The organism is Massilia scottii (genome assembly GCF_030846495.1).
GTDB classification, from domain to species: domain Bacteria; phylum Pseudomonadota; class Gammaproteobacteria; order Burkholderiales; family Burkholderiaceae_D; genus Telluria_A; species Telluria_A violaceinigra.
The window spans coordinates 126,783-141,851 of record NZ_JAVCWM010000008.1 but is presented as its reverse complement, the minus strand read 5'-3'; the positions used below and the strand labels follow the sequence as shown (position 1 = coordinate 141,851).

16 protein-coding genes are annotated in these 15,069 nt (G+C 62.1%); 8 read left to right on the top strand and 8 right to left on the bottom strand.

Annotated features, from left to right (window positions below):
- Positions 1 to 186: 186 nt before the first annotated feature.
- From RBA41_RS13410 to RBA41_RS13395, 4 genes are all read left to right on the top strand, one after another.
- Entirely contained in the window at positions 187 to 783 is a 597-nt protein-coding gene (locus tag RBA41_RS13410) for a cytochrome b/b6 domain-containing protein (RefSeq protein WP_306624448.1), read from the top strand.
- A gap of 76 nt (positions 784 to 859) precedes the next feature.
- On the top strand, positions 860 to 1,591 hold the full coding sequence (locus tag RBA41_RS13405) for a molybdopterin-dependent oxidoreductase (protein ID WP_374709550.1): 732 nt from the start codon (positions 860 to 862) through the stop codon (positions 1,589 to 1,591).
- Positions 1,592 to 1,665: 74 nt separating this feature from the next.
- Entirely contained in the window at positions 1,666 to 1,959 is a 294-nt protein-coding gene (locus tag RBA41_RS13400; RefSeq protein ID WP_306624446.1) for a pentapeptide MXKDX repeat protein, read from the top strand.
- A gap of 46 nt (positions 1,960 to 2,005) precedes the next feature.
- Positions 2,006 to 2,308 carry a hypothetical protein gene (locus RBA41_RS13395; protein WP_306624445.1) on the top strand — a complete coding sequence of 101 codons (303 nt, stop codon included), beginning with the start codon at positions 2,006 to 2,008 and terminating at the stop codon, positions 2,306 to 2,308.
- Positions 2,309 to 2,371: 63 nt separating this feature from the next.
- Here the strand turns inward: RBA41_RS13395 and RBA41_RS13390 are convergent, their stop codons facing one another.
- On the bottom strand, positions 2,372 to 3,994 hold the full coding sequence (locus tag RBA41_RS13390; protein ID WP_306624443.1) for a hypothetical protein: 1,623 nt from the start codon (positions 3,992 to 3,994) through the stop codon (positions 2,372 to 2,374).
- A gap of 235 nt (positions 3,995 to 4,229) precedes the next feature.
- Entirely contained in the window at positions 4,230 to 5,195 is a 966-nt protein-coding gene (locus tag RBA41_RS13385) for a GlxA family transcriptional regulator (RefSeq protein WP_306624442.1), read from the bottom strand.
- A 91-nt stretch (positions 5,196 to 5,286) separates the two neighbouring features.
- Between RBA41_RS13385 and RBA41_RS13380 the strand changes: the two genes are divergently transcribed.
- Both RBA41_RS13380 and RBA41_RS13375 read left to right on the top strand, forming a co-directional pair.
- The gene (locus RBA41_RS13380) at positions 5,287 to 5,985 is read left to right on the top strand and encodes a glutathione S-transferase family protein (RefSeq protein ID WP_306624440.1); all 699 of its coding nucleotides are present in this window, start codon (positions 5,287 to 5,289) and stop codon (positions 5,983 to 5,985) included.
- Positions 5,986 to 6,428: 443 nt separating this feature from the next.
- Positions 6,429 to 6,836 carry an energy transducer TonB gene (locus RBA41_RS13375; RefSeq protein ID WP_306624438.1) on the top strand — a complete coding sequence of 136 codons (408 nt, stop codon included), beginning with the start codon at positions 6,429 to 6,431 and terminating at the stop codon, positions 6,834 to 6,836.
- A gap of 451 nt (positions 6,837 to 7,287) precedes the next feature.
- Here the strand turns inward: RBA41_RS13375 and RBA41_RS13370 are convergent, their stop codons facing one another.
- The 5 genes from RBA41_RS13370 to RBA41_RS13350 all read right to left on the bottom strand — a co-directional run bounded on the left by RBA41_RS13370 (position 7,288) and on the right by RBA41_RS13350 (position 12,141).
- The gene (locus RBA41_RS13370; RefSeq protein ID WP_306624437.1) at positions 7,288 to 7,854 is read right to left on the bottom strand and encodes a peptidase M16 family protein; all 567 of its coding nucleotides are present in this window, start codon (positions 7,852 to 7,854) and stop codon (positions 7,288 to 7,290) included.
- A 37-nt stretch (positions 7,855 to 7,891) separates the two neighbouring features.
- A complete protein-coding gene (locus tag RBA41_RS13365; RefSeq protein ID WP_306624436.1) occupies positions 7,892 to 8,542 on the bottom strand; it encodes a hypothetical protein in 651 nt (216 codons plus the stop codon).
- A 32-nt stretch (positions 8,543 to 8,574) separates the two neighbouring features.
- Complete coding sequence (locus RBA41_RS13360) at positions 8,575 to 9,990, bottom strand: M16 family metallopeptidase (RefSeq protein ID WP_306624435.1); 1,416 nt, start codon at positions 9,988 to 9,990, stop codon at positions 8,575 to 8,577.
- An 11-nt stretch (positions 9,991 to 10,001) separates the two neighbouring features.
- Positions 10,002 to 11,420, bottom strand: coding sequence for a M16 family metallopeptidase (locus tag RBA41_RS13355; protein WP_306624434.1), 1,419 nt, complete (start codon positions 11,418 to 11,420; stop codon positions 10,002 to 10,004).
- Positions 11,421 to 11,586: 166 nt separating this feature from the next.
- Positions 11,587 to 12,141 carry an FxDxF family PEP-CTERM protein gene (locus RBA41_RS13350; protein WP_306624432.1) on the bottom strand — a complete coding sequence of 185 codons (555 nt, stop codon included), beginning with the start codon at positions 12,139 to 12,141 and terminating at the stop codon, positions 11,587 to 11,589.
- Between the two features lie 520 nt (positions 12,142 to 12,661).
- On the opposite strand from RBA41_RS13350, the gene RBA41_RS13345 reads away from it, so the two are divergent.
- On the top strand, positions 12,662 to 13,348 hold the full coding sequence (locus RBA41_RS13345; protein ID WP_306624652.1) for a methyl-accepting chemotaxis protein: 687 nt from the start codon (positions 12,662 to 12,664) through the stop codon (positions 13,346 to 13,348).
- A gap of 15 nt (positions 13,349 to 13,363) precedes the next feature.
- Here the strand turns inward: RBA41_RS13345 and RBA41_RS13340 are convergent, their stop codons facing one another.
- Complete coding sequence (locus RBA41_RS13340) at positions 13,364 to 14,674, bottom strand: FAD-dependent oxidoreductase (protein WP_306624430.1); 1,311 nt, start codon at positions 14,672 to 14,674, stop codon at positions 13,364 to 13,366.
- Between the two features lie 178 nt (positions 14,675 to 14,852).
- Between RBA41_RS13340 and RBA41_RS13335 the strand changes: the two genes are divergently transcribed.
- Complete coding sequence (locus RBA41_RS13335) at positions 14,853 to 15,050, top strand: hypothetical protein (RefSeq protein WP_306624428.1); 198 nt, start codon at positions 14,853 to 14,855, stop codon at positions 15,048 to 15,050.
- Positions 15,051 to 15,069 lie beyond the last annotated feature (19 nt).

Below are 15,069 nucleotides of genomic sequence, written 5' to 3'. Positions count from 1 at the left end.
AAAATTTTTTCCGGACTGTAACCAATCGCGGGCGTGCTGCGAACTACCTGTCAGTGTCATTCATAAACAGGCCAGGCTCATGAAACATTTTTCCACGTTCACCGTGTCGACCGCGTCCGGCGCCGCGCCGGCATCATATGCCGCTTATTGCCGCCAAGTCAAAACGGCCGCCGCCGGGGGCGCGCGATGAGCCGCGATGCGCGCACCATCCACCCGCTCTGGCTGCGGCTGACGCACTGGCTCAATGCGCTCGCCGTGGTGTTGCTGGTGGCCAGCGGCTGGCGCATCTACAACGCGACCGGTTTTCTCGGGTTTGCGATTCCCTCGGGCATCACCCTGGGCGGCTGGCTGGGCGGCGCGCTGCAGTGGCACTTCGCCGCGATGTGGTTGCTGCTGGCCAATGGCATCCTGTATTTGCTGCTCAACCTGGTGTCCGGACGGCTGCGGCGCCAGTTCTTTCCGATGTCGCCGCGCCAGTTGCTGCTCGACATGGGCGCCGCGCTCAAAGGCAAGCTGGTCCATGCCGATCCGCGCCGCTACAACAGCGTGCAGCGCCTGGCATACCTGTTCGTCGTGCTCGACAGCATCGTGCTGGTGGTGTCCGGGCTGGTGCTGTGGAAGTCGGTGCAGTTTCCCCTGCTGCGCGTGCTGATGGGGGGCTACGAAGGCGCGCGCCTGGTGCATTTTTTTGCGATGGCGGGCCTGTGCGCTTTCATCGCCGTGCATGTGGCAATGGTGGCCCTGGTGCCGCGCACGCTGCTGGCCATGCTGCGCGGCCGCTAACAATCAAGGTTCAGGAAACCTCATCATGAAACTGTTCACACCACGCGATATCGTCATTGCCCCCGAGGGCGCCGCCATGCTGGCCGACGCCGTCAAACGCATCGCCCAGCCATCGCGCCGGGCCTTCCTGCAGCGCAGCCTGACCCTGGGCGGCCTGAGCCTGCTGACCGGTTGCTCCACCAGCGACCAGGACAGCATCGAGCAGGCGCTGACCGGCATCTCGCGCTTCAACGACCGCGTGCAGGGCTTGTTGTTCGATCCGAAGCGGCTGGCGCCCACCTATCCGGCCAGCATGATCACGCGGCCGTTTCCGTTCAATGCGTTTTACGGCGAAGACGAGATCCGCACGATCGATGGCGAGGCCTGGCGCCTTGAGCTGAGCGGCATGGTGGCCGAGCGCAAGCCGTGGACCCTGGCCCGGCTGCGCGCGCTGCCGCAGCAGGACCAGATCACGCGCCATATCTGCGTGGAAGGCTGGAGTGCGATCGGCAAATGGGGCGGGGTGTCGTTCGGCCACTTCCTGCGCCATGTGGGCGCCGACCTGAGCGCCAAATACGTGGGCTTCCAATGCGCCGACGACTATTTTACGAGCATCGACATGGCCACGGCGCTGCATCCGCAAACCCTGATGGCGCTGACCTACGACGACCAGCCCTTGCCGCCGCGCTACGGCTTTCCGATGAAGCTGCGCATGCCGACCAAGCTCGGCTACAAGAATCCCAAGCATGTCCAAGCCATTTTCGTCACCAATACCTACCCTGGCGGCTACTGGGAAAACCAGGGGTATAACTGGTTCGGCGGCAGTTGACCGGTCACCGATCGCTGTCCCGGACCGCCCGCAAGCAGTACTTATCCTGTTGAACTTACTTTGAAGGAAATACCATGAAAAACATGACCACCGCCCTGATCGCCGCTTGCCTGATGCTGTCCGGTTCCGCGTACGCCCAGGACGCCATGAAGAAGGACGAGATGGCCAAGGATGGCATGGGCAAGGACGCCATGCACAAGCCGGCCATGCAGAAGGACCACATGGCCAAGGATGGCATGAAGAAAGATGCCATGCAGAAGGACCACATGGCCAAGGATGGCATGAAGAAGGAGGGAATGAAGAAAGATGCAATGGCCAGGGATGAGATGAAAAAAGATGCCATGGCCAAGGACGAGATGAAGAAGTAATCGTGATGCCCGGCCGTAGCGCCGGGCGTTTTCAGGAGGAGCTCGTATGCCGCAAGCCATCGCCAGCAGTACCAGCAGCGCCGCGTATGCCTATGGCGCCGGCAAACCGTCGCCCGTGACCCTGCAAGCGCAATTGCAGCGTTATCAGCAGCAGTTGTCCGACTGCGTCAATTGCGCCAGCGCCGACACGGCGCAAGGCAAATCCGATATTCAGGCTATCGCTGCGCGCATCACCCAGGTGCAGCAGCGCATCGCCCAGGAAAGTGGTGCCGCCGCCACGCCGGCGACGGCCACTGCGAGCGCGCTATCGGCCACGCCCTCCAGCAATATCATCGACGTCTACGCCTGAATCCGGCCCCGCAGCGCCGCCAACGATGCATGTAACCGGTTACATGCGCATCCCAAAAAACGCTTACCTGAGCAGGATGGCCTGTTCCTTCTCGGTACCCTGGCTGTCCGACTTGCAGACGGCATACACGGTTTGCGCCGCGGTCGAGCCGAGCGTCAGTGCCTTGCTGTGCTTGAGGCCATCGGCGCTGGTGACGATATTGTCGTACAGTGCACCGTATGAATTGCCGGCAGTCCACGATGCGCGGCATTTGGCCGGCTGGTTGGTGGTGAACGCATAGCTGGCGTCGTAGCCGCTGTGGGTGACAGCGCCGAGCGTGATGGCCAGCGCCGGGGTGGCCGGCGGCGGCGTGGTCGGCGTGCCGGTGCCCAGAATCGTCTTCACGGCGCTGGCCGGGATGTCGATCATGTAGGCGTCGACGTCGGTGTCGCTGCTGGTGCCCCAGTTCGAGTTGAACAGGACCTTGGTCAGGTCGCGGTTGACCGAGGCGTGCGGCTCGCTCCAGTAGCCATTGCTGCTCACGCGCGAAAAGCCGAGGTTGTACGTGACCGGATTGGCTGCGAGCTGAACCAGGAACATCTTGCGGTGCAGCCACTGGCGCGTGCCGCTGTCGCCGTAGGTCGATACCAGTGCCCAGCCCGGTTTATTGAAGGCCTTGCCCGAGACGTGCAGGGCGGTGGCCGAGCCGTTGAGATAGGTCGGGAACAGGTTGGTGCGCACGCCGGTGCGCAGGTTGACCATGAACACATCGCCCGCATTGCTCTGGTAATCGACGGAAACATAGACATCGTCGCCGTTGGCATCGATCGCCAGGTCCGAGTGCTCCGATTTCGGATGAATTTTGCGGCGGTTGCTGAAGTCGCGGTTGGCAACCAGGGTGCCGCTCGCGCCGTCGCCGGAAATCACGCAGTAGTTGCCGCTCGGGCTCATGCTGACATGGTCGGGACGCTCGCCGTTGGTATTGTAGGTGCCGAGAATGGAATTGGTGTCGCGGTCCCAGGTGAAGACGCCCAGGCTTTTCCAGTTCGCATCATCAACCATGAAGCACCAGTAGCGGCCATCCTTCGACGGCGAGCCTTCCGACTTGGTCCAGGCCGCGTTGGCGCCGGGCCAGCGCGCTTTCAGGCGCGCGGCAAAATCGCCCACCACGCGCGTGGCGCCGGTCGAGACGGTCAGTTCGTTCAGGCGCATGCCGACGCCGTTGGTCGGCAGGTAATACAGCTTGTCGGGATTGGTCGGGTGCCATTGCGGCTCGGCGTCGCCGCCCAGGCCCGGCAAGCGCTTGTTGAAACCGAAGGTCCTGGCGTTGTAGGTTTGCCAGAAGCCGTCCAGCGATTGGGTCAGGTATTGCGAGCTGTCGGCGTTGAAGGCCTGGCGGCGCGCGTAGTCGTTGCGCGAGAAGCCGTTCACGCCTTCGGCCGTGTGGTTGGTGGCGCGCACCAGGCAGGTGTTATACGCGCCTTCCCTGGTGGCCACGCCCTTGGCCGGACGGGCTGTGGTGGGGATGGCGTCGGTCGTGCGCGTGCTGGACAGCTTGAAGTCGGCCGGGTAGAAGCTGGCGCAGGCGGGGCTCAGGGTATCCGTGCTCTGGGCCAGCGTACCCGTGGACAGGCTCGACAGCCCGGCAACAAGGCTCAGCGCCAGCAAGCTGCGCGGTCGCACTGCGGGGAGGGATAGGTTGGTCATTGGTTCCTCAGGAAGATTGACATGAAAAAAACGTGAGGTTTTCGCTCCTGGTATCAGAATTTTTAATACCTTGATTTTAAAGAGGAAAACCTGTCAATCTTATCCGTTTGATATCAAATGTTCAACTTAACTCATGGTGGCCGGCGTAAAAAAACCGCCTGCTTTCGGGGCGCGCGGTCCTGGATTTTGCGCGCGTTCTGTATTGAAGATGGTTACGCCCTTTGACAAACATGGGTTAGCGCAAGGTACTCGGTGTCACGCCAAACTCGCGTTTGATCAATTTACGCAAGGCTGTACTGTCCTGATAGCCGACCTGCGCCGCGACGGTTTCGATCGAGAGCGCCGTCGTTTCCAGCAAATGCGCCGCATGCGACAAACGCCGCCGTTGAATGAATTTGATCGGCGATACGCCAGTTGCCGCTTTGATACGCCGCGACAGCGTCTTGGGCGACAGCGCCAATTCGGACGACAGCGCGGTGACCGTCATCGGCTGCGCCAGATGCGCATCGATCCAGCGCTCCGCCGCAATCACCGTCCGATCTTCATGTTCCAGATGGTCGCGCATCATGTAGCGCGCCTGCGAAGAGCGCTGATCGATCAGCAAATAACGCGAACACAAATGCGCCACCGATTTCCCCGCCACGTCGGACACGATTGCCAGCATGAGATCGAGCTGCGACAAGGCCGCGCCCGCGGTCAGGCACGGTCCATCGCGCACCAGGATGCGCGCTTCGTCGAGTATCACCGCTGGATAACGCGCGCGAAATGCCTGGGCCAGCCACCATGCGGTGGTCGCCTTGCGCCCGTCGAGCAGACCGGCTTGCGCCAGCAGAAACGCCGCACTGCATGACGCCGCAATCTTTGCCGTGCCCGTACCCGCCGCGGCCAGCCAGTGCATCGCCCGCATGGTATCGCTGCGCGCAAAGCAGTCGCTGAGTTCCTGATCCGAATGGTAACCAAGGCCTGGAACGATGATCCAGTCCGATACCGCCTGCTTTGCTGTCTTGAACTGGAGGTCAGCCTTCATCCGCAAGCCGGCGCCGGTAGTAATGAAAGTCCTGGCGGCGATGGTCCTGACCTTCAGTTGCGGCGCACCGCCGCGCGCCGCAAGAATGGCCTGGGCTGCATGCAAGGTATCGAGCGTAATCGACAGGCTGCTGTCAAATACGCCATCCAACACCAGAACCGTGATGATCTTCATTTGTCCATTTTGACATAAAAAATGTCAAATATCCTTCTTCACCGGCCAGCTCCAAGGCGCCACACTGCCGGCTCCTTCTCTGGAGAAAACCATGCCAATTCAACACCTGAAACTGTACCATTACCCTGCCAGCCGAAGTGCACGTACGAAATGGATGTTGCATGAAGTCGTTGGCGATGCCTTCGATGTCGAGAAAGTCGACCTTTACGGAGCCGTTCAGTATTCCCCCGAGTTCTTGCGTCTCAATCCCAACCATTCTGTGCCGGTGCTTGAGATTACGTGGGACGACGGCACAGTGCAGTACATGCTCGAAAGCGCTGCCATGGTCGCTTTTCTTGCCGATGCATTCCCCGATGCCGATCTGGCGCCGTCCCCCGACGCATCGCCGGAGCGCGCCGACTACTTGCAAATGCTTCACTTCGGGTCAACCTGGATGGACATGACGCTGTGGCAAATTCGCGCCCACGAGCATGTCTTGCCGGAAGCGGAGCGCGACCCGCGCATGGTGGCGAGATACCGCAAGAAATTCAGCGAGGAAATCGAACCCCAGCTTGCCGCGCGGCTCGAGCGGGCGCCGTTTGTCTGTGGACAGAAATTTACAGCGGCCGATTGCATCGTGGGACAGACTGTTCTCTGGGCGCGCGGCTATGGCCTGTGTCGCGCCGAGGTATTCAAGCGATATATGTCGCTCGTCTCGAAGCGGCCAGCGTTTGGCGCCGCATTTTCGGACCTGCGCGAGTTCGTGCTCGACGCCACCCAGCAGCCCCTCTCGGCGCGTTTTACAGGATGAGCGGCGTATATGAATCATGATCTGGTAAAGGCAAGGGGGGGCATTCGCCATCGTATGCAGCCATTCCGGGTTCGGCGGTCTCCACCATGACGTAGCAATGTTCGCCTTGCCGTACCTGAACCGTCGCTTCTGTCCCGCTTGAGTAATAATAAGAGCAAATATAAAACAAGGAATTCACCTGCGTTCACAACGGGCAATCTTTATCGAACTCCTTGCAGGAATTCCGCTTGCCGGGGTTGTGCTCGTGTCGATGGCGGAGAACTTACTCAGCGGGACGTGGGAGTGTGGGCCTACGGCAATGAAAGGGCTGAAAATAGTGATCAGCGTCTACCTAGGTTTTTGTCGTTTTCACCTGCGACGGTCAGCAATCCGCAGCCAACAGCAGTCCTTTATTTGGAATTGAACTTGCCGTGCATTTATGTTAACTTTAAAGAAGGTTGCTCTTGAGAAATAAAATATCGAAATTTACAGCAATTTTCATTATTCAATTATTTATCAGTCAAGTTGGGTTTTGTCAGAATGCCGAGTCAAATTTTTCTTCCGGGGCTGCGGCAATAGAACGCCTTGTAAATAGCAAGGTTGACTTGGGGTTGAAAATTAGGTCTGGAAAGGTGCCAGAGTATCCGGCGTCTGCGCGACGCCATGAAATCCAAGGTACCGTGGTCTTTATTATTAAAATTGACAAAAAAGGCTATGTTGACGACTTTCGCGTCATCTCGTCTCCGCATGAGCTCTTGTCGTTATCTGTGCGGAGTGCCGCCAGGAACTGGTTTTTTGAGCCATTGATTGTAAATGGGGAACCCAGTGAGATAGAAATAACAGCCCAATATGTTTTCTTTCTTCTACCGTAAATATTAGCTACTATTCGATAAAGACGGGAATCTTTTAGATGTGTGGGTCCGGAAATTGACTGACTCGCTTTGATCTTGCAAGCGCTATGGCCGCGACGGTAATAGGATACGGATATCTGGACTGCCGTAGCGCGTGACCCGTGCCACTCGTAGCCCGTTGGGAGGTCTGCCCAGGATTGCTTTGACCGACAAGGCGTAGTGATCGCCGTTGGCGAGTCTGCCGACCAGCGATGGGTCGTGCGCGTGTTCAGGCCATACGCAGCGGGAACTGGGCAAGTAACGCAGCCGGCGAAAATGCCCACCGGAAGATCAGAGCGCAGGTTTTGACGGTGATGGCAGGGCTGGGCTTGCGGATAAAATCCACAAGCCGCCGGTGCGTGCCCAGCGGCGGCTGTCGGGCCGATCAATGAAGCACAGGCGCGCCCTGGCGGCGGCCCTGCCTGCCCCTGGCTTATTTCTCCTGGACGGTGAACTCCCCGTATTGCTTCAACTGCTCGGCCACAGCGGCGTTATCGCCGACCACCACCACCGATTGCAGCTCTGGAGCAAAATATTTCTTGCCCATTTCGCGCACCTGCTCGGGCGTGACCTTTTGGATCAGCGGCACATACTGGCCAAGGAATTCGGACGGCAGCCCCACCAGCCAGTTGTTGGCCAGCGTACCGGCCACGGCGCGCTGCATCTGGTTGCTGATCAGATAGCCACCTGCCACATAGCGCTTGTTCATGCTCATTTCCGCGTCCGCAACCAGCTCGGTGCCGATACGCTTGTACTCGTCCAGGTATTCCTTGAACGCCGCGCCAGCGTGGTGGAAAGCTTGAAGTCGGCCGGGTAGAAAGTTGGCGCAGGCGGGGCTCAGGGTGTCCGTGGTCTGGGCCAGCGCGCGCGTGGACAGACTCGACAGTCCCGCGACAAGACTCAGCGCCAGCAGCGCTATGCGGTCGTGCCGTGCGGTGGAGGCGGGCAGCCGGTTTTTTTCGCACTTCCTGCATGCTGCGCTCGCGTGCCGTGCGGGCAACGCGGAGGATTTCCCTAAACGAGGTGTTGAACGCGGCTTATTTAAACGGGACGTTCAGAATCAGAGTGGGAATCTTGGGGTAGGCGAACCAGCCGACCCCATTTTGGGTCTTACCGTTTATGCCGCCCATGCAGGAAAAAGCCGGCGTCGTGAATGGAACAGCGACGTTCTGGTCGTCGACGATCACCATCTCGCATCGTGCCGAGTTGCCGCGGATATACAAGCGCGCTTCGTACGTTGCACCGGGTGCGGGCAGGAATGTGGCGGTCACGGAACAGCCTGCATTGGCCTGGCCCTGTACCTCGATCGTCGCCAGGTCGAAGGTGAACTCCTTGCCCGCGGCGATTTTCTGGGTCGGCAATTCGTCAAGCTCGTCCATGCCCATGCGGGTGCCGATGCGTCCGCCCGACGGCATGCTGTCGCAGGCCGGATTGGCAAACACGTTTGCCAATCCGGTACGCATGCGCCCGGCAGAATCGGTGTCGAAGTACATCCCCAGGGAAGCAGTCGGCCCGTCGGGCGGCGGCGCGTAGGTAACGCAGCCGGTCAAGGCTGCCAGCAGGATGAGCAGGGGAAAAGTTTTGATGGTCATGGCAGCTAGCCGGCCGAGCCGGTGGATAATGTTCGGAAAAGCGGGCAAAAAACAAGCCGCCGGTGCTTGCGCAGCGGCGGCTGTCGGGCCGGTCAATCGAGCACAGGCACGCCGTGCCTGCTCCCGGCTTACTTCTCCTGGACGGTGAACTCCCCGTATTGCTTCAACTGCTCGGCCACGGCGGCATTATCGCCGACCACGACCACCGATTGTAGCTCTGGAGCAAAATATTTCTTGCCCATTTCGCGTACCTGCTCGGGCGTGACCTTCTGGATCAGCGGCACATACTGGCCGAGGAATTCGGACGGCAGCCCCACCAGCCAGTTGTTGGCCAGCGTACCGGCCACGGCGCGCTGCATCTGGTTGCTGATCAGGTAGCCGCCGGCCACGTAGCGCTTGTTCATGCTCATTTCCGCGTCCGGTACCAGCTCGGTGCCGATGCGCTTGTACTCGTGCAGGTATTCCTTGAGCGCGGCGCCGGTCACTTCATTGCGCACGTCGGCCCCGCCGACGATGCTGCCGCCGTTACGGAAGATGCGCGCGCCGGCCGAGGCGCCGTAGGTATAACCCTTTTCCTCGCGCAGGTTGAGGTTCACGCGGCTGCTGAAACCGCCACCGAGGATGGTGCTGGTCAGGCGCAGCGGCACGTAATCGGTGGCGCTGGCGGCCATGCCCGGGCTGCCCAGGCGCATGGTCGACTGCACGCTGCCATCGCGCTGCAGGATCATGCGCACCGGCTTGGCGGCCAGGCTCGCGCCCGGGGTGTCGGGCAGGGCGGCGCCCTCGGCCTTCCAGTCGCCGAAGGCGGCCGTGGCCAGCTTGAGCGCCTCGGCTTCGCCGATGCGGCCGGTGATCACCAGCAGGCTACGGTCGGGGCGGAAGCGCTTGGCGTGCTCGGCGCGCAACAATTCCGGCGTGACGCCCTTGATCGACTCGACCGTCGGGCTGGTGTTGCCGTACGGGTGAGGGCCGAAAATCGCCTTGTTCAGGGCGCGCTCGGCGCGAAAGCCCGGGCTGGTTTCGGACACTTTCAAGCCCTCCAGCGCATTGCCCTTGCCCAGTTCGACTTCCTGCGGCGGGAAGGCCGGCATGCGCGCCACTTCGGCCAGCAGTTGCAGCATCGGGCCGGCGTTCGAGGTCAGGGCGTTGGCCGAGACGATGACGCCGTCGTGGCTGGCACCGGCGCCGACTTCGCCGCCCAGGCCCTGGGCCGCTTCGGCGATGGCGCGCGAGTCGCGTTTGGTGCTGCCTTCATTGAGCAGGCCGGCCATCAGGTTGGCAAAGCCGGGGTGCTTGCTGTCGTCGGCGGCCAGGCCGGCGCCGCGTACGGCCAGCACGTAGTCCACGCGCGGCAAACCCTGGCGCGGCACGACCCACACCTGCAGGCCGTTGGCCAGGGTCTTCTTGATGATTTTCGGGGCCGGAATGGTCCTGTCCTTGCCGTACGGGGGCAGGGAATCGGCGGCGGCCTTGGCGCTGTCGGCGGCGAAGGCGGCCGGCGCGAACAGCAGGGAAATGCTCAGTGCCAGCATCAGTTTTTTCATGGCGGCTCTCCTTAATTCTTCACGGCGGTTGATGCTGGCGCAGGGGCGGCAGCGGCTGGCGCGGCGGCCGTCTTGGCCACCGGCTTGCGGTCGATGACGGTGCGGTTGGCGGCGGTCAGATAGGTCTTGGCGACGCGCTGGAGGTCTTCCGACGTCACGCCATCGATCCAGCCCGGGATCTGGTTGACCACATTGGCGTCGCCCCACAGGGTTTGCAGCTTGGCCAGGGTGTCGGCGCGGTCCATGAAGCTTTCCAGCGTGTTGTACCAGTTGGCCAGCATGCGCGTCTTGACGCGGGCGAGCGTGGCGGCATCGGCGCCGCTCGCGACCACCTTGGCGATTTCTTCATCGATGCTCTTGAGCATGACGTCGGCGCTGCTGGTCGGCTTGTACAGGGCGAACACGGTAAACAAGGTCGGACCGTCGAATTCCCACGGGCTGGTCAGCCCGTACAGGGAATCGACGTTGAGCGCCACTTCGCGCCCCTTGACCAGACCCTGGTACAGCACCGAGGCGTCGCCGCCGGCCAGCAGTTCGCCCAGCACCGCCATCGGGGCCAGATCGCGGCTGCCGCGCGCCGGCATTTTCCAGCCGGCGGCAATGGCCGGCACCTGGGCCAGCGCATCGCTCTGCTCGATGCGCTTTTCGGCTGTGTTGAGAGGCTCGCTGAAGTCGCTCGTCGGCGGAGTAGGGCGTTTCGGGATGCCTGCGAAATACTTCTTCGCCAGCGCGAAGCCCTGGGCCGGCGTTACGTCGCCCGAGATCGCCAGGACTGCATTGTTGGGGCCGTAGTAATCGCGGTGGAAATTGCGCACGTCGTCCAGGCTGGCGCCTTCCAGGTCCTGGAAGCTGCCGTAGCCGTCATGGTTGTTTTCCCACTTCTGGAACGCCTGCTGGTTGATGTCGATCCACATGAAGCCGCCGTAAGGCTGGTTCTTCACGTTGACGCGGATTTCTTCCTTGACCACGTCCTGCTGGTTCTTGAGGGTTTTTTCATTGAAGTCGAGCGTCTTCATGCGGTCCGCTTCGAGCCACAGGATCGAGTCGATCGACGACACCGGCGCCGTTTCAATATAGTTGGTGAAGTCGGGCCGGGTCGAACCGTTGTTGCGTCCGCCGCCGCCCGTGATGGTCTTGTCGAACACGCCCTTGGGGGCGTTCGGCGTGCCCTGGAACATCAGGTGTTCGAACAGGTGGGCGAAGCCGGTGCGGTTTTTCGGTTCGAGCCGCATGCCGACGTGGTACACCACGCTCACGCCGACGGTGGGCGAGGTATGGTCGGGCGAGACGATCACGGTCAGGCCGTTATCGAGCTTTTTGACGTTGACGGGAATGTTCCATTTGTCGCTGGTGGCCGCGAAGGCGGTCAGCGACAGGGAAAGTCCGGCGATGAGAACGGGTAGATGGCGCATGCGCATGAAAGACCTCACGATAAAAACCTGGAAACGACGTTGGCCGCAGGGGCGGGGCCCGCTGCACGGCGAAGTATCTTAACGTACGTTGGTTTTTAAGCAAACATATGCATGCGAAAAAAAACCCTCGCGCCACGCGCCAGGGCGCGCTACGCGAGGGTTTTCATGCACGGCGCGTGACTGCTTACGCTGCCAGTGCGGCGGCTGCTGCCTTTTTGTTGCGGCGGCGAGCGGTGAAGCCCAGCAGGCCCAGGCCTGCCAGCATCATGGCGTAGGTTTCTGGCTCAGGTACTGGTGCCAGAGCGATGTTGGCCGAGTAGCGACCCGATGCATTCGACAGGATGCTGCCCTTGACCTGGATGGTGTAGGCGCCAGCGCTCAGGCTGGAGGTCGACAGCGACCATTGGTCGGTCGCGCCGGTCGACAGCAGGGTGCCGCCGAACAGGGAACCGTTGCTGTCGATCAGGTTGAAAGCGGTGATGTCCAGACCGTTTTTAGCGTTGCCGGTGATCGACAGAACGCCAGCGGCGAATTCGCCAGCCTGGGTCAGGGTGAAGTTGTAGTTGTCGACAAAGGTGTTGCCTTTGTTGCCGCCAGTGAAGAAGCCGTCGGCTTCAGCGAAGTTGTCTACCAGTTCCAGGGTCGACGTGTTGATGATTTCGACAGCGGATGCCTGGCTCGACACGAGTGCAGCGGATGCCAGCGCGATGGCCGACAGGAAAACTTTAGATTTTTTCATCATATAACACCTATTAAAGTTGCCTTTTGTTAAGGCCGGGTTGTGGCTTAAAACGCGTATGTGAACGCGAGAGGGCAATCTAACATCGGCTTGTGACAGCAGTAAGGATGAGCCCGGTTCTTTACATCTCGTTGCAATTTGCTACACAGAACGTTTTATTGATATGGAAACCCTATTGCAAACCCATCTTCATAGTGAAGAGCTTGTTCAATATCTGCTGCAAAGCACCATTTGTGTTCATATCATTTGTGTTTGTAGTCCTAGTCCTACAACAAGGCGAGAAATTTAGGAAGCTCAGCTTTAAGTAAATCCTAAGCTGGCGCACTGTTGAGGCGTGTCAATACTTCGCTCTCGCATCATGCTGGTGTGCGGCTCGCCGTCCTGGTGCTCCACTTGTGCTCGATTGCGCCAGTTTGGTGAGGCGGACGGCCGAAATTGCCCCCCGGAGCTGGCACGGAAACTGCACGTGCTTGCTTGTCCGGATGGCGAAGTCGCCGCCGGCATGAAGAAGGAGAGCAACATGTTGGAAGATGCGAGCATCGCGGAGCGCCCGCGCGAAGATGGGTTTGCCGGCGTCAAGCTGTCGGGCGACGTTTTCGGCGCACTGATCAATCTGTCGGGCCGGCGCCGCTTCACGTCGCAGCGGGTGGTCCTGTACGCGGTCCTGGCCTCGATGGGCCACGAGGGCGCGGCCGCCACCGCGCGCGACACGCTGGCGCTGTTTCGCGACGCCCATGTCACCCTGGTCGAAGGCAAGGGCGGTTTGCCGGGCGTGTTCTGCGCCCAGCTGCGCGACGCCTACTTCGGCGTGCTGCAGGGCGACCGCGTGATCCGCGACTTCATCGCCCTGGCCGAATCGACCCTCGACGCCATCGTCGGCGAAGGCCGCGGCGCGCCGGCGCTGCTCGACGAGCTGGTGCGCGCAGCCACCGCCCTGCTGAGCGTGCTCAACGGCCTGACCCTGGTCTATGAAGAACAATCGAAGCGCCACGCCCAGCTGCAAAAGCGCCAGCTGCAGGTGATGATGGGCGATATCAAGACCATCGCCAAGCAAGCCCGCATGGTCGCCTTCAATGCCCAGATCGTCGCCGCGCGCGCCGGCCAGGCCGGCAAGGAGTTTTCCGTGGTCGCCAGCAGCATGACCCTGATCACCGGCGAAATCGACGACCTGGTGCACGAAGCGCTGAACGGCGCGCTGGCCTGCTGACGCTGGGGAGGGGCGTCAGCGCGCCAGTCGCTGGCCCAGCCATTTGCCCAGGCACAGCAAGGTCAGGGTCGGCGGCAAGCCCCATGGCCCCGGAATGACCGAGGCGTCGCACACATGCAGGCCGCGCGCGCCGGCTTGCAGATTGCCGTCGACGCCGTCGCCGAGGCGCACGCTGCCGCCCGGATGGGCCGCGAAATGGCGGCTCTTGAACACATGGGTGGCGCCGCAGGCGGCCAGGATCGCGCGCGCCATGGCTTCGCCCTGCGCGAACCTGGCACGGTCGGCCGGGTGCAAGGTCTTGTCGACCCAGCGCGGCCCCACCGCGCCGCCGGCCTGGTCGCCGATCTTGACCATGATCGAGAGCGTGCGCCGATGCGCGAACAGGCGGTCGAAGCGCCCGGCCTGCGCGGTAAAGCCCTGGTACATCGGTTTGGGCAGGGTCATGTCGGCCAGCGAAATGCCGGCCTCGTCCAGGCGCATCCCGGCCGCCATCGGCACTTCGGCGCCGCCGTCGAGGCCATCCACGCTGCCCATGAGCGCCACCACCGGATCGCTGAACAGGGTGCTGGTTGGCGCGCGCAAGCCGCTCTGGTGCAGCAGGCGCGGGCTGCCGACCCCGCCGCCGGCCAGGATCACCAGCGGCGCCAGCGCTTCCTGCGTCTTGCCGCCGCGTACGTACTCCACTCCCGCCGCCTTGCCGTGTTCCAGCAGTACGCGCGTGGCGCGCGCCTGGTCGGCCAGGGTGGCGCCATGCCGGCACGCTTCGTCGATGAAGTCGCGCGCGCTCCATTTGGCCCCGAACGGGCAGCCGTAGGCGCAGCGCCAGCAGCCGCTGCGGCACAGCTGCGGGCGGATCATCTTGTCGAGTTTGTGCCAATCCATGCCCAGCGCCCGGGCGCCCTCCATGATGCGCGTCGCCATCGGGCCGATCAGTTCGTCTGGAAGCGGACCGATCGGCAGCTCGGCGCGCAAAGCCTGCAAGGCCGGCGCCAGATCGATGCCGTGCGCGGCGAAGCGGGCCAGGGGCGGATCGGCGGCGGTGGCGAAATTGATGCTGGAACTGCCGCCGGTGTTGATGCCCTGGACCAGCAGCGAGCCGTCGCGGTGGAGAAAGGCGCCCTTGCCGGGGATGGCGGCGATGCGCGCCATCTGGCCCAGCGTGCCGCTGAGCGGGGCGGCGCTGCCCTGTTCGAGGATCAGCACGCGCAGGCCGCGGCTGGCCAGTTCGCGCGCGACGCTGGCGCCGCCCGGTCCGCTGCCGACGACGATCGCGTCGTATGGAGGTGTGCCGCGCGCGGCGGCCGATGGGGCTGTGGTGTCGGACATGGGTCCGAGTATCGGCCCGCGTGGCGGGCGCGTCAATCGCAATGCGTTCCATCGCGCCTATTTGCTGGAACAGGTGGCGAAAAATGCAGTTCGTCGCAATCGGCTGGCAGCACGGGCGGCGCATGGCTAAAGTCACACCATACCGCAACGCCATCGAACCCCACACAAGGAGCGCATCATGAACATCGCCAAACACATGGAAGCCATCTTTCTTGCCGTTGTCGCCGTGATCGGCGCCACCACCTTCGCCACGGCCGGCACCCCGCTCCAGCGCAGCGCGCCCAGCGTTGCCGCTGCCACCGAGGCTGCCATGCCGGTGGTGGTGGTCAGCGCCCGCCGCCTGAGCGCCGCTGAAAAAGCGCAATTGCCACAATAAGCTGGAACGCCGGTCCGCT